This window comes from Listeria sp. LM90SB2 (genome assembly GCF_028867355.1).
Taxonomy (GTDB): Bacteria; Bacillota; Bacilli; order Lactobacillales; family Listeriaceae; genus Listeria; species Listeria monocytogenes_B.
Genome location: NZ_CP046449.1, coordinates 1,396,392 through 1,418,080 on the forward strand (window position 1 = coordinate 1,396,392; position 21,689 = coordinate 1,418,080).

19 protein-coding genes are annotated in these 21,689 nt (G+C 37.6%); 14 read left to right on the forward strand and 5 right to left on the reverse strand.

What is annotated here, in order from left to right:
- Positions 1-12 precede the first annotated feature (12 nt).
- The 4 genes from GL301_RS06985 (at position 13) to GL301_RS07000 (ending at position 4,989) form a co-directional block, all read left to right on the forward strand.
- Positions 13-1,107: a M20/M25/M40 family metallo-hydrolase gene (locus GL301_RS06985; protein WP_014929209.1), complete on the forward strand. Its 1,095-nt coding sequence runs from the start codon at positions 13-15 to the stop codon at positions 1,105-1,107.
- Positions 1,108-1,251: 144 nt separating this feature from the next.
- Positions 1,252-2,670 (forward strand): NADP-dependent phosphogluconate dehydrogenase, encoded by a 1,419-nt coding sequence (gene gndA, locus GL301_RS06990; RefSeq protein WP_003727468.1) that lies wholly within the window; start codon positions 1,252-1,254, stop codon positions 2,668-2,670.
- Positions 2,671-2,860: 190 nt separating this feature from the next.
- The gene (locus GL301_RS06995; RefSeq protein ID WP_003719652.1) at positions 2,861-3,541 is read left to right on the forward strand and encodes a response regulator transcription factor; all 681 of its coding nucleotides are present in this window, start codon (positions 2,861-2,863) and stop codon (positions 3,539-3,541) included.
- Positions 3,538-4,989: a HAMP domain-containing sensor histidine kinase gene (locus GL301_RS07000; protein WP_003727467.1), complete on the forward strand. Its 1,452-nt coding sequence runs from the start codon at positions 3,538-3,540 to the stop codon at positions 4,987-4,989. Before GL301_RS06995 ends, GL301_RS07000 begins: the two co-directional genes overlap by 4 nt.
- Positions 4,990-5,025: 36 nt before the next feature.
- On the opposite strand, the gene GL301_RS07005 is transcribed toward GL301_RS07000, so the two are convergent.
- From GL301_RS07005 to GL301_RS07015, 3 genes are all read right to left on the reverse strand, one after another.
- Complete coding sequence (locus GL301_RS07005) at positions 5,026-5,853, reverse strand: membrane protein insertase YidC (protein WP_003722505.1); 828 nt, start codon at positions 5,851-5,853, stop codon at positions 5,026-5,028.
- Positions 5,854-5,889: 36 nt separating this feature from the next.
- Positions 5,890-6,171 carry a hypothetical protein gene (locus GL301_RS07010; protein ID WP_003726837.1) on the reverse strand — a complete coding sequence of 94 codons (282 nt, stop codon included), beginning with the start codon at positions 6,169-6,171 and terminating at the stop codon, positions 5,890-5,892.
- Between the two features lie 85 nt (positions 6,172-6,256).
- A complete protein-coding gene (locus GL301_RS07015) occupies positions 6,257-6,538 on the reverse strand; it encodes an acylphosphatase (RefSeq protein WP_003722507.1) in 282 nt (93 codons plus the stop codon).
- A gap of 139 nt (positions 6,539-6,677) precedes the next feature.
- Between GL301_RS07015 and GL301_RS07020 the strand changes: the two genes are divergently transcribed.
- Together GL301_RS07020 and fni are read left to right on the forward strand one after the other, a co-directional pair.
- Positions 6,678-7,025, forward strand: a complete 348-nt coding sequence (locus GL301_RS07020; RefSeq protein WP_003726835.1) for a DUF1033 family protein — start codon at positions 6,678-6,680, stop codon at positions 7,023-7,025.
- Between the two features lie 28 nt (positions 7,026-7,053).
- Complete coding sequence (gene fni / locus GL301_RS07025) at positions 7,054-8,130, forward strand: type 2 isopentenyl-diphosphate Delta-isomerase (RefSeq protein WP_003727466.1); 1,077 nt, start codon at positions 7,054-7,056, stop codon at positions 8,128-8,130.
- Between the two features lie 39 nt (positions 8,131-8,169).
- Here fni and trhO read toward each other — a convergent pair whose 3' ends face one another.
- On the reverse strand, positions 8,170-9,129 hold the full coding sequence (gene trhO, locus GL301_RS07030) for an oxygen-dependent tRNA uridine(34) hydroxylase TrhO (protein ID WP_003725947.1): 960 nt from the start codon (positions 9,127-9,129) through the stop codon (positions 8,170-8,172).
- Positions 9,130-9,379: 250 nt separating this feature from the next.
- Between trhO and GL301_RS07035 the strand changes: the two genes are divergently transcribed.
- Both GL301_RS07035 and GL301_RS07040 read left to right on the forward strand, forming a co-directional pair.
- Positions 9,380-10,306 (forward strand): YitT family protein, encoded by a 927-nt coding sequence (locus tag GL301_RS07035; protein WP_003727465.1) that lies wholly within the window; start codon positions 9,380-9,382, stop codon positions 10,304-10,306.
- Between the two features lie 149 nt (positions 10,307-10,455).
- Complete coding sequence (locus GL301_RS07040; RefSeq protein ID WP_003731441.1) at positions 10,456-12,729, forward strand: FtsK/SpoIIIE family DNA translocase; 2,274 nt, start codon at positions 10,456-10,458, stop codon at positions 12,727-12,729.
- A gap of 33 nt (positions 12,730-12,762) precedes the next feature.
- Here the strand turns inward: GL301_RS07040 and proG are convergent, their stop codons facing one another.
- Entirely contained in the window at positions 12,763-13,602 is an 840-nt protein-coding gene (gene proG / locus GL301_RS07045) for a pyrroline-5-carboxylate reductase ProG (RefSeq protein ID WP_003725950.1), read from the reverse strand.
- A gap of 352 nt (positions 13,603-13,954) precedes the next feature.
- On the opposite strand from proG, the gene GL301_RS07050 reads away from it, so the two are divergent.
- The 6 genes from GL301_RS07050 (at position 13,955) to yfmH (ending at position 21,669) form a co-directional block, all read left to right on the forward strand.
- A complete protein-coding gene (locus GL301_RS07050) occupies positions 13,955-15,028 on the forward strand; it encodes a BMP family lipoprotein (RefSeq protein ID WP_003722514.1) in 1,074 nt (357 codons plus the stop codon).
- Positions 15,029-15,459: 431 nt separating this feature from the next.
- Positions 15,460-17,001: an ABC transporter ATP-binding protein gene (locus GL301_RS07055; protein WP_003727463.1), complete on the forward strand. Its 1,542-nt coding sequence runs from the start codon at positions 15,460-15,462 to the stop codon at positions 16,999-17,001.
- Entirely contained in the window at positions 16,994-18,046 is a 1,053-nt protein-coding gene (locus tag GL301_RS07060) for an ABC transporter permease (protein WP_003725954.1), read from the forward strand. Before GL301_RS07055 ends, GL301_RS07060 begins: the two co-directional genes overlap by 8 nt.
- Entirely contained in the window at positions 18,043-18,993 is a 951-nt protein-coding gene (locus tag GL301_RS07065) for an ABC transporter permease (RefSeq protein ID WP_003727462.1), read from the forward strand. The genes GL301_RS07060 and GL301_RS07065 overlap by 4 nt, the downstream gene beginning before the upstream one ends.
- Before the next feature lie 116 nt (positions 18,994-19,109).
- Positions 19,110-20,402: an EF-P 5-aminopentanol modification-associated protein YfmF gene (gene yfmF, locus GL301_RS07070; RefSeq protein WP_003731442.1), complete on the forward strand. Its 1,293-nt coding sequence runs from the start codon at positions 19,110-19,112 to the stop codon at positions 20,400-20,402.
- Entirely contained in the window at positions 20,383-21,669 is a 1,287-nt protein-coding gene (yfmH, locus tag GL301_RS07075; protein ID WP_010958895.1) for an EF-P 5-aminopentanol modification-associated protein YfmH, read from the forward strand. Before yfmF ends, yfmH begins: the two co-directional genes overlap by 20 nt.
- Positions 21,670-21,689: the final 20 nt, after the last annotated feature.

Consider the following 21,689-nt stretch of genomic DNA (forward strand, 5'->3'; position numbering starts at 1 on the left):
TAGGTGAAAAAAATGATGTCCAATGTAAAAAGATATTTTACCGAATTAATCCAAATTCCGTCTGTTTCTGGAAAGGAAACAGCCATTTTAACTTACATAAAAAAACATCTAACGAAATTAAAAATCGAATATAGTATGGATGAAAATTATGGCTTAATTGCACGAATCCCCGCTACTAAAGAGAAATTTCCAACGATTTTTTTCTGTAGTCATGTGGATACGCATCCAAATGCGGCAACGCCAGTTTTCCAAATGGAGCAAGATGTATTTACGGTAGAGGAAGGCACTTCTTTAGGTGCGGATGATAAAGCAGCAGTAGCAGCTATGTTAGCGGCTATTGATTATTTTTGTGCAGAACGAACAGCTCATGGGGAGATTGAATTTATTTTCACGACGAAAGAAGAACTCGGCATGATTGGAATGCGTTTATTTCCGGAAGAAAAAATTACGGCAGCTTACGGATACTGTTTAGATGCACCAGGTGAAGTCGGAAATTATCAATTACAAGCAAATACGTTAGTCGCATTAGAATTTACTATTGCAAGTTCTGAAGCTGCCCAAATGTCACCGATTTCTATAGCGAGAATGGCGTTACATGCCACGCGGCCAGGCAGAATTGACCGAGAAAACAAATGGGAAATTCAGTCGTTTTCTGGTGGAATAAATGATGAAAATCAACAAGATGCCCAATTAGAAGTTCTTTTTACATCAGCAGCAAGTTTTCGTAAGGCGCTTTTGCATATCCAGACCATTAGAGAACGATTTGCGCAAACTTGCGAGAAATATGGTGCTCTTTTGACGCATGATACAAAATTAATTTATGAAGGGTACCGAATTCGCTCTAAGCATCCACTAATGAATATTTTTCAAAAAGCCGCAAAAAAACAATCTTTGGAAACAAGAGAAATATTTTTAGAAGGCGGAACAGATGCAAATGTGTTGAATGAAAAAGGTATTCCGACCATGCTCTTATCAGCTGGATACGAAAATGCGCACACAGAAGAAGAAACAGTATCTGTTGAGCAGTTAGAAAAACTTACTCAACTCGTCATTGACTTAGCAGAATCCGCAAAAAACGAGAAAATTCTTCTCAGAAAACTAAATTAGTGAAAAAAAGTCAAATAATTCGGATTGATTCATTGTCCAAGAAGCAATTCTTTGATATAGTAAATGATGTTGATACTTTTATGTGTCATGTTGAAGTAAGACAGATTTTTCTGCCTTAATAAACCGGAAAGGAAGAAGTGCAAAATGGCAAAACAAGAAATTGGCGTTATAGGAATGGGCGTTATGGGTCGTAACTTGGCTCTAAACATTGAAAGCCGCGGTCATACAGTATCTATCTTTAACCGCTCGACTGAAAAAACGAAAGCAGTTATGGAAGAAAATGCGGACAAAAAATTAGTACCAACTTATAGTTTAGAGGAATTTGTCGAATCTCTTGAAGTGCCTCGCCGTATCCTTATTATGGTAAAAGCTGGCGATGCTACAGATATGATGATTGAAGCAGTTAAACCTTTCTTAAACGAAGGCGATATTTTAATTGATGGCGGTAATGCTTTCTTCAAAGATACGATTCGTCGTAATAAAGAACTAAGTGAAGAAGGATTTAACTTCATCGGAACTGGTGTATCAGGCGGAGAAGAAGGTGCACTAAAAGGTCCTTCTATCATGCCAGGTGGTCAACGCAAGGCATATGACCTTGTAGCACCTATTTTACGTGAAATTGCTGCAGTAGCAGACGGAGAACCTTGTGTGACTTATATTGGTCCAGACGGTGCCGGACATTACGTTAAAATGGTGCATAATGGTATCGAATACGGCGATATGCAATTAATCGCAGAAGCTTACACTATTTTGAAAGAAATCGGTGGATTAAGCCATGATGAACTTGCTGACGTATTTGAAGAATGGAACAACGGGGAACTTGATAGCTATTTAATCGAGATCACTAAAAACATCCTAAAAGTAAAAGACGAAGAAACTGGCAAACCTATTGTCGATGTTATCCTTGATAAAGCAGGTCAAAAAGGAACTGGTAAATGGACTAGCCAAAGCGCACTCGACTTAGGTGTTCCACTTTCCTTAATTACAGAATCTGTATTTGCTCGTTACATCTCTGCACTTAAAGATGAACGCGTTTATGCAAGTACTGTTTTATCTGGCCCATCTAATTATCGTTTTGAAGGCGACAAAAAAGCATTTGTTGAATCTGTTCGTCGTGCGCTTTATTTCAGCAAAATCGCATCTTATGCACAAGGTTTTGCACAAATGAGAGCAGCTAGTGAAGAAAACGATTGGGACTTACAATACGGCGAAATTGCGAAAATTTTCCGCGCTGGTTGTATTATCCGTGCTCGTTTCTTACAAAAAATTACTGATGCTTATAATAAAGATAAAAATCTTAAAAACTTATTATTAGATCCATATTTCAAAGATATTGCACATAACTACCAAGGCGACCTTCGTACAGTTGTTGCAGAAGCAGTAAAAGCTGGAATTCCAGTTCCAACATTCACTGCAGCAATTAGCTACTACGATAGCTATCGTTCAGAAGTATTATCTGCAAATCTAATCCAAGCACAACGCGACTACTTTGGCGCTCATACGTATGAAAGAGTCGACAAACCTGGCGTATTCCATACAGAATGGCCACAAGTAGAAGATTGATGGAAGATAAGGCATCCACTTTAACGAGTGGGTGCCTTTTTTATGAGATTTGAATTAGTAAATCATGGTAAAGTGCTAAAAAATAGTGAAAATATCTATTTATGCGCTGTTATTAGTTGTTTTTGAGCTAAAGTTCGTTACAATAGTAATAGGAATATAGTGTAATGACCGAAAGAGAGGGTTAGGCCAAATGAATAGAATATTAATCGTAGAAGATGAAAAAAACTTAGCACGCTTTATCGAACTCGAATTACAACATGAAAATTATGAAACAGCGGTTGCTAATGATGGACGTGCTGGACTAGAACTCGCACTTAATGAAGAATGGGATGCTATTTTACTCGATCTAATGTTGCCGCATTTAAACGGTGTAGAAGTTTGTCGCCGTGTACGCCAAGTGAAACAAACACCCATTATTATGATAACCGCACGTGACTCTGTTATCGACCGTGTATCCGGACTGGATCACGGAGCAGATGATTACATCGTCAAACCCTTCGCTATTGAAGAATTACTTGCGCGCCTTCGCTCGCTATTGCGTCGGGTGGAAAATGCAGAACAATCTGCTAAACAAACAACGCTACAGTATCGTAATCTAATTGTTGAAAAGGAAAATCGCATTGTCAAACGCGACGAAGAAATCATTGACTTAACAAAACGAGAGTATGAACTTTTACTTACGTTAATGGAAAATGTTAATATCGTTCTTACGCGGGAAGTGTTACTCAATAAAGTATGGGGTTATGAAACAGAAGTAGAAACAAATGTAGTGGATGTGTACGTTCGTTACTTACGAAATAAAATTGATCATCCTGACGAAGAAAGTTATATCCAAACAGTTCGCGGGACAGGGTATGTGATGCGTACATGACGACTAGCCCATTTTCCTTAAAAAGTCGTTCTTTGAAATTCAAATGGACTTTTGGAGCTAGTGCAGCTATTTTTCTAACTTTTTTCTTATTTTCCTATGCCATTTACCAAGGAATTGGGCAAATGTTGTTAAATGAAGAAGAACCAGAAGTAAAAGAACTGCTTCTAGCAACAACGAGCACTTTAACGAATCAAGATTTGACCGATAATGAGGAAATTAAGTATTTATTTAATAACGATAAAACGGTGAATCGAAAATTACAAGATCAAGTAATTAATCTGTATGATAAAGACGGCCATTTTATTAATAAGTATTATTTTTCAAGAAGTCAAGATATTACTAGCATTGATTTTTCGCAGTATTTTGTTAGTGGTACGGACAAGTTTATTATGAATAAACCAACGATTGACGGACAGAAGATGATGACGGCGCAAATGCCCATTGTAGCGGACGACAATACGACCGTGATTGGTTACGCGCAGGTGGTAAATCCGCTCACTTCCTATAATCGGATGATGGACCGGCTTCTCGTTACGATGATTTTACTTGGGGCAGTGGCGCTCTTTATTAGTGGAATGCTCGGCTACTTGCTAGCACAAAATTTCTTAAACCCACTGACTCGTCTAGCTCGAACAATGAATGATATTCGAAAAAATGGTTTCCAAAAACGAATCGAAACGAAAACCAATTCCCGCGATGAAATTGGCGAATTGACCGTTGTTTTTAATGATATGATGACACGAATTGAAACTAGTTTTGAACAGCAAAAGCAATTCGTAGAGGATGCTTCTCATGAATTACGTACCCCAGTGCAAATTATGGAAGGCCATTTAAAATTACTCACTCGTTGGGGAAAAGATGATCCGGCTGTACTTGATGAATCATTAAACGCTTCGTTAACGGAATTAGAACGTATGAAAAAATTAGTACAAGAAATGCTTGATTTATCAAGAGCGGAACAAATTTCACAAACAAAAGAATTACAAATTACCGATGTAAATGCAACAGTAGAACAAGTAAGACGTAATTTTGAAGTGATGTATGAAAATTTCACGTTTACTTTAAAAGAAGATGATACTGATTTACGAGCACTTATTCAACATAATCATTTAGAGCAGATTTTAATTATTATTATGGATAATGCTGTGAAGTATTCAGGTGACGGCACCGAAGTGGATATGCATGTCTATAAAGAACAAAAGCAAATCCATATTGATGTGCGCGATTACGGGGAAGGCATCTCACAAGAAGAGATTGATAAAATATTCAATCGCTTCTACCGTGTAGATAAAGCCAGAAGCCGCGAAAAAGGTGGTAATGGCCTCGGACTTGCGATTGCTAAACAATTAGTCGAAGGATATTTAGGAACGATTAATGCGGTTAGTGAGCCAGATAAAGGTACAACGATAAAAATTACACTTCCTTACATTGAACCAAAATCTAAATAAAAAAACCGCAACCTTATGACGAGGTTGCGGTTTTTTTTATTTTTCTTTCTTTTGTTCTTCCACGATTTGCTCGAATTCTTTTTCTTCTTGCTCCATTACTTTAATTTCTGGGTGTTTATTCATGTAAAGTTTTTTCGTTAGTAATGTTTGACCTGCTAAGAAGAGTCCGCCGACAGCCCAGTATAACGCTAGTGCAGAGGGAGCTGTGAAGGAAACGAATAAAATCATAATAGGAGACATTAAACCGATAATTTTCATTTGTTTCTTTTGTTCTGGTGAATAACCAATCATGGAAACAAAGTATTGTGCTAAGTAGACAAGCCCGGCGATAATTGCCAGCACCATATCCGGTGAACCTAAGTTAAACCATAAGAATGTGTGGCTAGCAATTTCGGAAGATCCGCGAATAGCATAATAGAAAGCCATCAATATTGGCATTTGAATAAGTAATGGTAAACAACCCATTTGCATTGGATTGATATTATACTTGGAATAGACGGCCATCATTTCTTTTTGAATAGTGGCTTGTTCTTCTTTCGATGTTGCACGTTTTAGTCGAGCTTGAATTTCATCAATTTCTGGTTTGGCAACGGCCATTTTGGATTGCATTCCCATTTGAGCTTTAGCAGTACGCAAGTTTAGTGGCATAATTAGTGCACGGATAAGTAACGTTGTAATAATAATCGCAATTCCGTAATTACCCCCAACAAACTTTGCAACGAACATAATAAAACTAGTAAATGGTTGGATTAAATAAGTGCTGAAAAAACCATCTGTATTTTGTGAAGGGTCCATACTACAACCTGTAAGTAATAGTAAAGCACCAAGTAAAACGCTAATTAAAATAATATTTTTCTTTTTCAATGTTTCATTTTCCTCCTAAATAGTAAAATAATCAATTCATACGTTGGAAAATGAAAAACTGTCTTCATCATCAGTAATGGCGCTACATTTCCTGGTTATAGCCAGCCAATTAATAACAAAATTAGGCGTAGTTATATAAATTTGAGCTCGAAGTGAAATTTTTACTAGCTTTAAGCAGATAGCGTCAGCGGGTAGCACCATTTTCGGTTTTAATAATGTAATGGCCGACCAATAACTGAAAATCGTCAACATTAATAAAAACGTTACTGTGAGTGAAATGAATTCTGGTTCAAGTAAAATTTGTAAAATGGAAATCATGCCACGCAGTCGCTCCTTTCAAGGTTTTAGTACTCATTAACTATAATGCAAAAAGAGCTATAGCACAACTACTATTTTTGGAATTTTAGTAAACGATATCAAATGTTTTTCGTTCTTCTACAGGGGCACCTTTGTAAATATAAACGTGTTCGATACGACAACCGGGCGATGGGCCTTTTTTGATAGCATCAATGAATTTATTTAAGTTTTCTTCTTCAGCAATTGCATGAATTTCAACGGAACCGTCATCTAAATTTTTCACTGTTCCACTAATGTCATATTTGTAAGCAACGTGTTTGGTTGTGTAACGAAATCCAACACCTTGCACAAATCCAGTCACTCTCAAAATCGCTGTATCTCTAGCCATAACGAAACCAACTCCTTTTATTTTTCCTTATTACTAGTGTATCTTTTTTTAGCATTACTTTCAAAAATTTGCATTCCAGTATTTCCAGAAAGCTTATGCTATAATAAGTGTATTATATTTACTGTTGGGAGTTTTTGATATGACAAAATGGAATGTCTATCTAACTAAAGGAGAATACGAGCCTTGGTGGTTTTTCGAGGAATGGGAAACTTCCATTCAAGCCGACTTTGCTTTTTCAGATAAGGAAGCTGCCTTTCTGAAGTATCAAGAGTTAGCAGACGAGTTACTACGGAATTATCCTAATCATCAAACAAAAAAAGATTGTTTGTTAGCAGCTTGGAATGAAGAAGAAGTTGAGTACTGCGAGGACTGTGAAGATGATATTCAAACATTTCACGGGCTTATTTTATTTTCTGATGGGGAAGTGTATCAACCAACTCCCGAAGAAAAAGAGACGATTTTTAAACCTGTTTTAACCTTTGCTTGAGGCGAAAAGAAATTTGGAGGATTAACACATGCAGAAGAACGATGACTTATTAAGAGAACGTCGAAAAGACGAACACGTGGCTCTTGGAGTAAAACAGAATGAGCAGTTAGCGCCATCGAGTTTAGAAGATATTCAACTGATTGGAACTTCTATCCCGCGCTATAATGTGAAAGATATCGATTTAACCACAACTATTGTGGGGACCAATGTGCCTTTCCCATTGTATATTAATGCGATGACAGGTGGAAGTCGGCATACGAAAAAAATTAATGCCGAACTTGCTGAAATAGCACGCGAAGTAGCTATCCCAATGGCTGTTGGTTCCCAGTCTGCAGCTCTAAAAAATAGTTCGCTAATAGATACCTATAAAATTGTCAGAGAAATCAATCCGAATGGGATGATTTTAGCAAATATTAGTCCAGAAGTAGCCCTTCAAGAGGGACTTCGGGCGATCGAAATGTTAGAGGCAAATGCACTTCAAATTCATATTAACCCGGCACAAGAATTAGTTATGCAAGAAGGCGACCGTTCTTTTAGTCATTGGCTAACTAGAATAGAAGAGTACGTCAAGCTTTCGCCAGTTCCAGTAGTTGTAAAAGAAGTTGGCTTTGGAATGACGCGTGAAACAGTAAAAACGCTAGCTGATATCGGCGTTCAAACCGTAGATTTAGCTGGAAAAGGCGGAACAAACTTTGCCCAAATTGAAAATGACCGCCGCCGTGATCAAGCATATGATTTCTTACTTGATTGGGGTATTTCCACCGGACAGGCTTTAATAGACATGCAACACCAAGATGCGCCAAAGATTGCTTATTTAGCGTCAGGTGGTATTAGGAACCCGTTAGATATCGTTAAAGCATTAGCGCTCGGAGCAGATAGTGTAGGTATGGCAGGACAAATTATTTATTCACTAAAAAAAGAGGGCGTCACCAAAACCATTGAAAAACTGGAGCTATGGAAAGAACAACTACGTGGCTTATTTGTTCTTGCAAATGCGAAAAACATCTCAGAATTAAAAACAACGCCATTAATCATAAGTGGTGAACTTGCTAAATGGGGCGCATTACGAGAAATCGATTTAGTCAAACTAGCTAATAGAAAATAAAAACCAGCTGCTATTCATTTAGCAAAGCTGGTTTTTTATTTATTGAACCATTTCTGGTAAAGTTTCATCGATTGCTTGAAGACGTTCAGTGAATTCTTCTTTAGATAAATTTTTCGTATAAAGATTTGCGGGATGAACGCGGCAATCATGCGAACAACTACGCAAATATTTTTTCTCATTTTCGATAGAAGCTAGGATTTGCTTATTGCAATACGGGTTAGCACAATTGATGTAACGTTCGCAAGGCGTGCCGTCAAAGTAATCTTTCCCAACGATAGTAGGGTTTACTTGGTTAATCGGAACCGCGATTCTTTCATCAAAAACGTACATTTGGCCGTCCCAAAGTTCCCCTTTGGTTTCTTCGTTTTTACCGTAAGTCGCAATCCCGCCGTGAAGTTGACTTACATCATCAAAACCCGCTGTTTTTAACCAACCGGAAAATTTCTCACAACGAATACCACCAGTACAGTAAGTGACGATTTTTTTATCAGCAAGTTGCTCGCGATTATCTTCAATCCATCCTGGTAACTCACGGAAATTTTGAATATCTGGACGAACAGCGCCGCGGAAATGACCGATATCAAATTCATAATCATTTCTAGCGTCTAAAATAACCGTATCTTCATCCAACAATGCTTCACGAAACTCAGAAGGCTCTAAATAAGTCCCTGTAACTTCTAAAGGATTAACATCTTCTTCTAAACTTAAACTAACAATTTCAGCACGAGGCCGTACATGCATTTTCTTAAAAGCATGAGCATCAGCCGCGTCAATTTTAAATACCATATCAGCGAAGCGAGCATCGTTTGCCATATAATCCATATATTTGTTTGTTGCTTCTACTGTACCCGAAACGGTGCCATTAATCCCCTCAGTAGCCACCAAAATTCGGCCTTTTAATTCCATTTCTTTGCAAGCAGCAAGATGCTCTTTTGCAAAAGTTTCTGGATCATCAATCGTTGTGTATTTGTAATATAACAACACTTGATAGTCACTCATAATCTTATCACCCTTCAAAATATATTTCATGTGTAAGAAAAATTCTCCACAAGTTTGCGCATTAATACTATACTATAGCAAATTCAGACTGGCAAGTAACCGAACCGTAAAAAAATGCTTCTTATAGTTAACTATATGTACAAGTACAAAACAGCTATGGTATACTTATTAAATATGAAGCGAAAATTTTGTTGATGAAAGCAAATCCTGTTTTCATTGCCTAAAATAAAGAATGAAGTAAGGATTGGGCGTGAGCTATGTGCAAATAAATGAATCGTTTATGGAAGAACTAGCTTTAAAAAAAGTAAAACAAGAACGCAGGAAAAGGTTGAAGTGGTTTGTTTATAAGTTTTTAATGATTACCTTTGGCGCAATTTTGATGGGGGTTGGGCTGGAACTTTTCCTTGTAAACAACCGAATTTTAGATGGTGGAGTCGTTGGTATTTCGATTATTATTTCGCAACTAACGCCGCTGCCACTAGGGGTTTTAACTTTTGTACTTAATATTCCGTTTTTCATCATAGGTTACCGAAAAATCGGAAAAGTATTTGCGCTGTTTACATTGTACGGAATTGCAGTCATGTCGATTGTAACGCTCGTTTTACACGATATGGATCCAGTGACAGATGATTTACTACTTGCGACTGTTTTTGGCGGAATGACGCTTGGTCTTGGGGTGGGTCTTGTTATTCGTAACGGAGGGGCGCTTGATGGAACAGAAATCATTTCAATCATTATTAACGGTCGGACGCCATTTTCAACAGGACAAATTATTATGTTTATTAATATTGTTATTTTTATCGTTGCTGGACTTGTGTTCAACTGGGATCGAGCGATGTATTCCTTAATTACGTATTTTCTAGCGTACAAAGTAATTGATATTGTTATTCAAGGTGTAGACGAGTCGAAAAGTGCTTTTATTATCAGCCGCTATTACGAGGAAATTGGAGCAGAAATTATGGAGCAACTTGGAAAAGGTGTTACATACTTAGATGCAACTGGCGGGTATTCCGGTGATGTAAGAAAAGTAGTTTTCGTTATCGTCTCAAGATTTGAAGAAGTAAAAGTGAAAGCCATTCTGGATGAAATAGATCCAGATGCCTTCTTAGCTGTCGGAGGAAGTATGTCGGAAGTCCGCGGTGGAAAGCTGATGAACACGAAAACACCGCACCTATAACAAAACAGAAACCATATATCTCCTACTTGGGATATATGGTTTTTGACGAAAGGAAACATTTGTTTGTATAATAGGGCTATAGTATGAGCGACAGAACGGATAGATGTGCTATAATAAAACAAGCAAAAAAGGAATGGGTGGGACTTGAAATGGCGACACAAAAGAAAAAAACGAGCGGACGTAAAAAATCGTCAACACGCTCAAAAAAGAAACAATCAGCCTCTTTTCGTTTAGAAATAACAGGGGTTATTTTAATAGCAATAGGAGTTATCGGACTTTTACAATTAGGCTTTGTCGGTCGCGGTTTTTTTGCTCTGGCTGAAATGTTTGTTGGTCTTTTAAGCTATGTATTACTTGCGGGTAGCGTGATACTTGGTGGGTACATGGTGATTAGAAGAAAAATGCCTCACTTATTTAGCAAAAGACTAGTCGGTATTTATCTTATTGTTTTAGGCTTTTTGACATATATACATATGTATTTTATTATCCATAACTTAGGGGTAAATGCGTCCGTAGTTTCTAGTACATGGAAATTAGTTCTAGAAAATTTATTTAGACCAAATCAAGTTGGTTTTGTTGGTGGGGGAATGATTGGGGCTGCAATTACCTCCGTTACGTATTTCTTATTAGATCGTCTCGGAACAAACTTGATTGCTGCGCTACTAATTATCTATGGTTTTTCCCTTGTATCAGGTATTTCCATCCGCCAATTTTTCTCTAAAATTGCCGAATTTGTTCGTTACTTATTTGCAAAAGGCAAAGTTGCGACCGAAAAAGGCAAAGAAGTGAAAGCGAAACGTGATAAAAAGAAAGCAGAGAAAATAGTTGAGGTTGAGCCCGATGAAGTACTAGATGTAGTAGAACCCGCGCAAGAAGAAAAAGCGCCACCAATCATCTCTAACTTTAGCTCCAAAGTAGAACAAGAAAAAGCACCAGTCGAAGAAAAAACAACCAAACAAGAGCAAGATTTAGAAATGTTTCAGCAAGAATCGTTCGAAAATGAGATTTATCAATTGCCCCCCGTTGATATTTTAGCACCGGCTAAAGTAACGGATCAAAGTAAAGAATATGACCAAATTAAAGTAAACGCAAAAAAATTAGAAGATACCTTTGAAAGCTTCGGAGTGAAAGCAAAAATCACCCAAGTTCATCTTGGCCCTGCAGTGACAAAATATGAAGTACAACCATCTGTCGGTGTTAAAGTGAGCAAGATTGTTTCACTCAGTGATGATATAGCACTTGCTCTAGCAGCAAAAGATATTCGAATTGAAGCGCCAATTCCGGGGAAATCTGCTATTGGAATCGAAGTAGCGAACCAAAATGTAGCCATGGTTTCTTTACGTGAAGTGTTAGAAAACAACCCTAAAAACAATCCAGACGAGAAGCTTCAAATAGCACTTGGTCGTGATATTTCTGGAGAAGCAATGATGGCAAGTCTCGATAAGATGCCTCATTTACTCGTCGCAGGAGCAACTGGTAGTGGGAAATCTGTGTGTATTAATGGTATTATTACGAGCATTTTACTCCGTGCCAAACCACATGAAGTCAAAATGATGATGATTGATCCAAAAATGGTTGAGCTAAATGTCTATAATGGCATTCCACACTTGCTCGCACCAGTTGTTACCAATCCTAAAAAAGCAGCCCAAGCATTGCAAAAAGTCGTTGCGGAAATGGAACGGCGCTATGATTTATTTTCGCATACAGGTACTCGTAATATGCAAGGCTACAATGATTATGTAAAAAAACATAATGAGCTGAACGAAGAAAAACAACCTGAATTGCCTTTTATTGTTGTAATTGTAGATGAGTTAGCTGACTTGATGATGGTAGCTTCCAATGACGTAGAAGATGCGATTACTCGCCTTGCTCAAATGGCACGTGCTGCGGGAATACATTTAATTATCGCGACACAGCGTCCATCAGTAGATGTTATAACCGGCGTAATTAAAGCGAATATCCCGTCTCGAATTGCTTTTGCCGTTTCAAGTTCCATTGATTCAAGAACGATTCTTGATATGGGTGGAGCAGAGAAGTTACTTGGACGAGGCGATATGCTGTTACTTCCAGTTGGCTCTAGTAAACCTACCCGAATTCAAGGCGCTTTTTTATCGGATGCAGAAGTAGAAGATGTAGTTAATTACGTTATTTCGCAACAAAAAGCACAATATAGCGAAGAAATGATTCCTGATGATATTCCAGAAGTCGAAGGAGAAGTAACGGATGAATTGTATCACGAAGCAGTGGAGCTTGTTGTAGAAATGCAGACAGCTTCCGTTTCGATGTTACAAAGAAAATTCCGTATTGGCTATAATCGTGCAGCTAGGTTGATTGATGAAATGGAACAAAGAGGTGTAGTTGGACCTCACGAAGGAAGTAAACCAAGAAGAGTAAATGTGGAAATTAATCCAGAGCATGAATAAAAAAAGGTTGCGATTTGTAGTCGCAACCCTTTTTTATAAAAGTAAATCTTGCTTTTGTGCTTGAATTTCTTTTTTACTAGAAGCATATTTTGTTTGAGTTCGGTCAAGGAGTTCGTCAAAAAATTGGGGTAACTGCTCCTCACTGAGTTCAATGCCTTCAGCAGTGATCCCGCCCTTTGTAGCAACGCGTTCAATTAAGCCACTAAACGTGTAATCTTCTTCTACTAATAATTTAGAAGTCCCAGCTAAAGCAAAATTAATCATTTGAAATACTTCCGCATCAGATAATGAAGATCTTCTAAGAGCAGCTTCTACAAATTGCTCGAAAATAGCAGCAATTATTCCAGGAGAAGAGCTAGTTAAATCGCTAGCGATATCCATATTTTCCTCTCGGATAGTCATTACATGTCCAAAATGCTCAAATGTCGTTTCTAACCAAGAAGTGTTAGCTTGATTCACTGTGTCAGCGTGCGCAATCAAAGTAGTTCCAACATTAACAGCAGTTGTGAGAGAAGGGATTAATTTACTTACCTGTAAACCCGGAGTGATTTCAATAATATCTGAAGTACTCACACCAGCTGCAATAGAAATCACATGACGATCAGGTGTCAATACCGCAGCACAATCTTTCATAAGTGGTAAAACTGCGAGAGGTAACTTACAAACGAAGCTATGATCTGCTTTTGTGAAAATTTCGGCTTCGTTATCAGCTAGCTTAGCAGTTGGATATTTATTATAAAATTGGTTGAAATGTTCGTTTTTTGAATTGGAATAAAGGATGAGTTCTTCGGGAGTTGCAACCTCAGTTTCAATTATTTTAGTCGCAATTAACGATGCCATACTTCCAAAACCAATAAAACCTATTTTTGCCATTTCCATCCCGCCTTTCATTATTCATTTTATTATGAAGGGAATAAAAGAGGATTGCAACTAAACTTGATTGTTTACTTTTTCACGTTAATGCGCTTGTGCCTAAGGATTGACAAAAAAACGAATGATTCCGACAGAATTAAATTTTCTGAATTCATTTGCATTAAAAATTTATGAAGTTGGTTATTTATTTATTTTATTTTCCATGTTATATTAAGAACAGTTAGAGAAGACGTTAAATGTTTTTGTGCGTTTTCCGAAAAAGGGACCATACATAATTTTTTAATACGCGCCTGAATGTTTGTTTTGACAGAAAGCTCTGACTAACATTATATCTCTCGGGAGGGGTTTTAAGGTGAAAAAGCGTACATTTGCTTTAGCACTATCAATGATTATTGCTTCTGGCGTTATCCTAGGTGCTTGTGGTTCGAGTAGCGACGATAAAAAAAGTAGCGATGATAAGAGCAGTAAAGATTTTACAGTAGCAATGGTTACAGATACTGGTGGCGTTGATGACCGTTCGTTTAACCAATCAGCATGGGAAGGCTTACAAAAATTTGGTAAAGCTAACGACATGGAAAAAGGTACAGATGGTTACAACTACTTGCAATCAGCTTCTGAAGCAGACTACAAAACAAACTTAAACACTGCTGTTCGTAGCGATTATGATTTAATTTATGGAATTGGTTACAAACTGAAAGATGCAATTGAAGAAGTTTCTAAACAAAAACCTAAAAATCAATTCGCTATTGTTGATGACACAATTGATGACCGTGATAATGTAGTAAGTATTGGATTTAAAGATAACGATGGTTCTTATCTAGTTGGTGTAGTAGCTGGCTTAACAACAAAAACAAATAAAGTTGGATTTGTTGGTGGAGTAAAAGGAACTGTTATCGACCGTTTTGAAGCTGGTTTCACTGCTGGTGTAAAAGCTGTTAATCCTAACGCACAAATTGATGTACAATATGCAAACGATTTCGCTAAAGCAGACAAAGGACAACAAATCGCTTCTTCCATGTATTCAAGTGGAGTTGACGTAATTTTCCATGCTGCTGGTGGTACTGGTAACGGTGTCTTTGCAGAAGCTAAAAACCTGAAGAAAAAAGATCCTAGCCGTGCTGTTTGGGTAATCGGTGTTGACCGTGACCAATGGGACGAAGGAAAAGTTACAGCAAACGATGGCAAAGATTACAATGTAACTCTTACATCTGAAATCAAACGTGTTGATATCGCTGTAGAAGACCTTGCAACTCGTGCTAAAGCTGGAGATTTCCCAGGCGGAACTAAAATTGAATACGGTCTTGATAAAGATGCTGTAGGGCTTTCTGAACATCAAGATAATATTTCTAAAGACGTTCTTGCTAAAGTAGAAGAGTACAAACAAAAAATCGTTGATGGGGACATTAAAGTTCCAGAAAAACCTTGATTTTATAGTTATAAAAAATGAGTAATATGAACGAAGTAAAACCTTTTATGAAAGTCGGTATCAAACGTACCGGCTTTCATAAAAAAATAATTTGTAAGCGTTTTAATTTGATAGGTAAACCCTTTTACTAAAAGAAAATAATCGGTATATTGGAATTTATGATTGCAATGAATGCCATTTAGAAATAAAATAAGGAGATGGCTTTTTTAATAGCTTAAAAATGCAAGGTAAACTTTCGTACATAGATGGTATTATAAATCGCATTTTACAACATACCAAAGTATTTAAGCTGAAAAGTCATTGAACAACAAACGGATAAAAAACTCGGAACCTTCTTCGGGAGGAAGTACGGGGAGAGGCGGCGTCCTTCGAGAGAATCGCGCGTGTGGCTGTTTTTCCAGTTTGAACCAGACGACAAGGGGAGTGAAGAAGTGGACTTTGTTATTGAAATGTTAGGAATCAGGAAGGAATTCTCTGGATTTGTAGCAAATGATAACATTACCTTACAGTTAAAGCAGGGAGAAATTCATGCTTTGTTAGGTGAGAATGGCGCAGGTAAATCTACGCTAATGAATGTCTTGTTTGGTTTATATGAACCAGATGGTGGCGAAATTCGTGTTCGTGGTACGAAAGAAAATATCAATAGCCCGAACAAAGCAAATGAGCTTGGAATCGGAATGGTCCATCAACATTTCATGTTAGTGGATAAATTCACGGTTGCAGAAAACATCATCCTTGGTAAAGAGCCAAGCAAACTCGGTGTTATCGAAAAGAAAAAAGCGATTGAAGAAATTAAAGAAATTTCTGATCGTTACGGCTTACGCGTTGATCCAAATGCAGTTGTACGAGATATTTCAATCGGTATGCAACAACGTGTGGAAATTCTAAAAACGCTTTACCGTGGTGCAGATATCTTGATTTTTGATGAACCAACAGCTGTTTTGACACCCCAAGAAATCAAAGAATTAATCCAAATTATGCGTTCCCTTATTAAAGAAGGCAAATCCATCATTTTAATCACACATAAACTAAAAGAAATCATGGATGTTTGTGACCGTGTAACTGTTATTCGCCGTGGTAAAGGTATGGGTACTGTTAATGTTCCGGAAACAACACCACAAGATTTGGCTAATTTAATGGTTGGTCGTGAAGTGGTCTTTACAACAGAGAAAATAGATGCCAAACCTGGCAAAGATGTTTTAGAAGTAAAAGATTTAGTTGTGAAAGAAAGCCGCGGAGTTGAAAGTGTTCGTGGACTTAATTTGACTGTCAGAGCTGGCGAAATCGTCGGAATAGCTGGAGTCGATGGTAATGGTCAGAGTGAACTTATTTCAGCGATTGCAGGTCTTTCTAAAGTAACTAGTGGTAGTATTCTTCTTAATGGCGAGCATATCGAAAACAAAAAACCTCGTAAAATTACGGAAGCTGGTTTAGGACATATTCCAGAAGACCGTCATAAACATGGTTTAGTACTCGAAATGTCTCTAGGAGAAAATATTGCTTTACAAACATATTATAAAAAACCTATTTCTAGCAAAGGCTTCTTAAATCATAAAGCAATGTACGACTTTGCGCGTGAGTTAATTGAAGAATACGATGTTCGTGCAAGTAGCGAATACGTAGCAGCAAAATCGCTTTCTGGTGGTAACCAACAAAAAGCAATTATTGCAAGGGAGATACACCGTAATCCAGATTTCTTAATTGCGGCTCAGCCAACACGTGGACTAGATGTTGGAGCAATTGAATTCATTCATAGACGCTTGATTGAACAACGAGATAATGGAAAAGCTGTTTTACTTATGTCGTTCGAATTAGATGAAATCATGAATGTAAGTGACCGTATTGCGGTTATATACGAAGGGAAAATCGTTGCTATTGTTGATCCGAAAGAAACAACGGAGCAAGAACTTGGTCTGATGATGGCTGGTTCATCCAAACAGGAAGCGGAAATGGGGGAGAAAGAGCATGTCTAAACGACTACAAGCATTAGTTATCCCAGTTACAGCCGTTATCCTTGGACTTATCTGCGGTGCGATTATCATGCTTATTTTTGGATATGACCCAATTGCTGGTTATTCGGCTCTGATTCAAGGTGTTATCGGAGAAAATTTCTATATTGGTGAAACAATCCGCCAAGCTACACCGTACATTTTAGTTGGTCTATCTGTTGCAGTTGCATTTAAAGCCGGACTTTTCAATATTGGTGCGGAAGGTCAAATGCTGATGGGATGGTTAGGTTCCATTATCATCGCTGTAAACTTTGACGGTTTAACTAAATGGATTCATTTACCACTTGCGATTATTACTGGTATGGTTTTTGGTGCACTTTGGGCATTCATCCCAGGTATATTAAAAGCAACTTTACGTGTGAATGAAGTTATCGTAACAATCATGCTTAATTACACGGCACTTTATATTTTCAACTATGTCGTACAAAATTTACTTACAGATGGTTTGGACAAAACGCAAGAAATTCATGCGTCCGCTTCCTTACAATCTGAATTATTACAATCACTTACAGATTATTCGTCTCTACATTGGGGGATTTTAATAGCCCTAGGTTTTGCACTTATTATTTGGTTAATGTTAAACAAAACTACTTTTGGTTACGAAATCGAAGCAGTTGGATTTAACGAAAATGCATCGCAATATGCCGGTATGAGTGTAAAGAAAACAATTATCTTTTCCATGGTTATTGCCGGAGCGCTTGCTGGTCTTGGTGGCGTAATGGAAGGTCTTGGAACATACGGAACGGCTTATGTTTTAACTTCTTCTCCAGGGATTGGTTTTGACGGTATCGCCGTTGCATTACTCGGAGGAAGTTCTCCAATTGGGATTGTCTTCTCTGCCATCTTGTTCGGCGCTCTAAAAGTAGGAGCACTAAACATGCCAGCAGTTGCAGGCGTTCCAAACGAATTAGTCAACGTAATTATCGCTCTGATTATCTTCTTTGTGGCATCCAGCTACATTATCCGCTGGGCGATGGCAAAATTTAAGAAGGGGGCGAAAGCAGAATGACAGCCATTTTAGCGACAATTGTTTCTAGTACACTGCTTATGGCAGGCCCACTAATTTTTACTGCTCTCGGGGGCGTTTATTCAGAACGAGGCGGTGTGGTTAATATTGGACTAGAAGGTATGATGGTTATGGGAGCATTCTCTGCTATCGTCTTTAACCTTACTTTCCAAGACACTTTCGGCAATTTAACTCCTTGGATTTCACTTATTGCGGCGATGGTCGTTGGGGGATTATTCTCTCTTGTACATGCTGTTGCAACTATTAACTTCCGCGCTGACCACGTAATCAGTGGTGTAGCGATTAACTTTTTAGCAACCGGTCTATCTTTATTCCTTGTAAAAGTAATTTATGATAAAGGCCAAACAGATCAAATTAAGTACTACTTTGGTAAACCGGATATTCCTGTTTTAAGTGATATTCCAGTTATTGGTGATATTTTCTTCAAAAACATTCCGGTAATGAGTTATGTGGCGATTCTATTTGCAATCGCATCTTGGTTTATTATTTATAAAACGCGTTTTGGTCTTCGTCTTCGTTCTGTAGGGGAACATCCTCTTGCAGCAGATACGATGGGAATCAAAGTTCGCTGGATGAGATACCAAGGGGTTATCATTTCTGGTATCCTTGGCGGTCTAGGTGGCGCGGTTTACGCCCAATCCTTTACACTTGATTTCGGACACGCAACTATTTCCGGTCAAGGTTATATGGCCCTTGCAGCGATGATTTTTGGTAAATGGAACCCACTTGGAGCAATGGGGGCAGCTATTTTCTTCGGATTTGCGCAATGTTTGGCAATTACCGGCGGATCGCTACCATTCTTCAAAGACATTCCAGACGTTTACTTACAAATTGCGCCTTATGTATTAACTATCTTAGCGCTTGTTGGCTTTATCGGTAAATCCGAAGCACCAAAAGCAGATGGTGTGAACTACATTAAAGGTAAATAATACGAGTAAACAGCCTAGATTAAATTCTTGGCTGTTTTTTATGCTAGAAAATTGTGCGTGGCAACAACTTAAGATACAATAGGAAAGTGAGATCATTGCTTGAAAGGAGCATTATAATGACAGACAAAATATTTCAAGAAAAAGTTGGTCCGGTTGCACTAACAATTGTTCCAACCCAAAAATATAAATCCAATAAAATTGTTTTCAAATTTCGCGCTCCATTAGAAAGAGAAACAGTAACTAAACGGGCTTTACTTTCAATATTATTAGAAACAAATAGTGAAAAATACCCAACTCAAACAGCTTTCAGAAAGCAATTAGCGAATCTTTACGGTGCTAATTTTTATACAACAACAGCTAAAAAAGGTAATGAACACGTATTAACTGTTATTTTCGATATGATTGATGGGCAATATGTATCGGACGGAATTCATATTTTGGAAGATGCTTTTGCTTTTATAGAACAAGCATTATTCCATCCAAATGTGACAAACGGCGCTTTCAATGATGAAACACTTGCTCGCGAAAAAGAGAACTTGAAAAGTAGTTTAGAAGGTATTTACGATGACAAAATTCGTTTTGCTTCTAAACGACTAGTAGAAGAAATGTTCCGCGATGATGAGTTTCGTTTTGGCTCAGCTGGCGTTTTAGAAGACATTGATGCTATCACAGCGAAAGATTTATATGAATACTACTTACAATTTATTGCAGAAGATGCTATCGAAATATTTATTTGTGGAGATGTAACAAAAGAAGAAGTATTGCCTCTTATCGAAAAAATGGCTTTTGCGCCACGTGCTGAACGAAAAGGTGTTTTTTATACAAAAGAAGCTCCAAAAGTAGTGCGTACTATTCATGAGCAACAAGCGATTAATCAAGGGAAACTTGTACTTGGTTATCAAACAGAAACCTTATTTGGAGATGATGATTTCGTTGCACTTCAACTTGCAAATGGGCTTCTTGGCGGATTTGCTAATTCGAAAATCTTTATCAACGTTCGCGAAAAAGCGAGTCTGGCTTATTATGCTTCAAGCCGAATTGATTCTTTCAAAGGTTATATGATTATTTCAGCTGGAATTGATGAAGTAAATTACGAACAAGCCTTAAAAATTATTGAAGAACAAGTAGTAGCAATGAAACAAGGCAATTTTACAGAAGATGAATTAAACCAAACAAAAGAAATGCTCATTAACCAATTGCTTGAAACAAATGATCAGGCGCAAGGTTTGATAGAACTGGTTTACAATAATGTTCTACGTAAAGCAAACTTAGACTTAGAAAATTGGATTGCGAAAATCAAACAAGCAACCAAAGAAGAAGTAGTTGCTGCTATCAATAAAATTAAACCAGATACCATTTATTTCTTAAGTAAGGGAGGAGAAGAACTTCATGGAAAAAATCACATTTGAGCAAGTAAAAGAAGCAGTCTTTCATGAAAAAATGGCAAATGGCTTACAAGTGTATCTTCTTCCAAAACAAGGTTTTAGTAAGACTTATGCTGTATTCACAACAAATTACGGTGCAATCGATAATAACTTCGTCCCAATTGGTGAAACAGAGTTCACGAAAGTACCAGATGGTATTGCCCATTTCTTAGAACATAAAATGTTTGAAAAAGAAGACGGCGATGTATTCTTCAAATTTGGCGAAAAAGGCGCGTTTACGAATGCATTTACCTCTTTCACAAAAACAGCTTATCTTTTCTCGAGTACTTCTCGAGTGGAAGAAAACTTGGAAACGCTGATTGACTTTGTACAAGAGCCGTATTTCACAGAAGAAACTGTTGAAAAAGAGAAAGGTATTATCGGCCAAGAAATCAGAATGTATGATGATGATCCTGATTTTCGCGCTTATTTTGGCGTAATCGAAAATATGTATCATAATCATCCAGTAAAAATCGATATTGCTGGAACCGTTGAATCGATTGCCGAAATTAACAAAGATTTACTGTATCTTTGCTATAACACATTCTATCACCCTAGCAACATGGTCCTTTTTGTTGTAGGGAATTTAGAACCAGAACAAATGATGGACCTGATTCGCGCCAATCAAGCGAAAAAAGAATTCGCTGAAGCTGCACCGATCAAACGTCATTTCCCTGAAGAACCAAAAACAGTTGCAGTGAAAGAGCGTAAAATTCATTTCCCTGTTCAAATTGCTAAGAACCTTGTAGGGATTAAAGAAGATATTGGCTCTTTAGAAGGCCAAGCTGCTTTAAAACAAGAAATTATTGGAGATGTAGCCTTGGAAGTGCTCTTTGGCACAACCTCTGACACTTACTTGAAGTTATACAACGAAGGAATCATTGACGACACATTTGGCTATGATTACACCTTACAAGATAGCTTCTCGTTCGTATTAGTTGGTGGAGATGCCAAAGATCCAGATAAACAAACCGAAAAAATCAAAGAAGCAATGAAAGAAGCTGCCAAAAACGGCTTAAATGAATCTGATTTAGCATTAGTAAAACGCAAACGAATTGGTCAATTTTTGCGTTCGCTGAATTCTCCGGAGTTTATTGCGAACCAATTTAGCCAATACGTTATGAAATCAGCTTCTTTATTCGATATTTTACCTTTAATGGAGGAAGTTACCCTAGAAGAAGTAAATGCATTTGTTAAAAATTTGGATCAAGAAGAGCGAACAACAAGTTTCCAATTACTTCCAGAACAATAAACAAATTATGTCTTTTTTTA

Coding starts and splice junctions, on each gene's coding strand:
- yfmH (WP_010958895.1), top strand. CDS start 20,383: ATGGAAAAAATCACATTTGAGCAAGTAAAAGAAGCAGTCTTTCATGAA.
- trhO (WP_003725947.1), bottom strand. CDS start 9,129: ATGAGTGACTATCAAGTGTTGTTATATTACAAATACACAACGATTGAT.
- GL301_RS07060 (WP_003725954.1), top strand. CDS start 16,994: ATGTCTAAACGACTACAAGCATTAGTTATCCCAGTTACAGCCGTTATC.
- GL301_RS07065 (WP_003727462.1), top strand. CDS start 18,043: ATGACAGCCATTTTAGCGACAATTGTTTCTAGTACACTGCTTATGGCA.
- GL301_RS07010 (WP_003726837.1), bottom strand. CDS start 6,171: ATGATTTCCATTTTACAAATTTTACTTGAACCAGAATTCATTTCACTC.
- gndA (WP_003727468.1), top strand. CDS start 1,252: ATGGCAAAACAAGAAATTGGCGTTATAGGAATGGGCGTTATGGGTCGT.
- GL301_RS07000 (WP_003727467.1), top strand. CDS start 3,538: ATGACGACTAGCCCATTTTCCTTAAAAAGTCGTTCTTTGAAATTCAAA.
- yfmF (WP_003731442.1), top strand. CDS start 19,110: ATGACAGACAAAATATTTCAAGAAAAAGTTGGTCCGGTTGCACTAACA.
- fni (WP_003727466.1), top strand. CDS start 7,054: ATGCAGAAGAACGATGACTTATTAAGAGAACGTCGAAAAGACGAACAC.
- GL301_RS06995 (WP_003719652.1), top strand. CDS start 2,861: ATGAATAGAATATTAATCGTAGAAGATGAAAAAAACTTAGCACGCTTT.
- proG (WP_003725950.1), bottom strand. CDS start 13,602: ATGGCAAAAATAGGTTTTATTGGTTTTGGAAGTATGGCATCGTTAATT.
- GL301_RS07020 (WP_003726835.1), top strand. CDS start 6,678: ATGACAAAATGGAATGTCTATCTAACTAAAGGAGAATACGAGCCTTGG.
- GL301_RS07040 (WP_003731441.1), top strand. CDS start 10,456: ATGGCGACACAAAAGAAAAAAACGAGCGGACGTAAAAAATCGTCAACA.
- GL301_RS06985 (WP_014929209.1), top strand. CDS start 13: ATGATGTCCAATGTAAAAAGATATTTTACCGAATTAATCCAAATTCCG.
- GL301_RS07015 (WP_003722507.1), bottom strand. CDS start 6,538: ATGGCTAGAGATACAGCGATTTTGAGAGTGACTGGATTTGTGCAAGGT.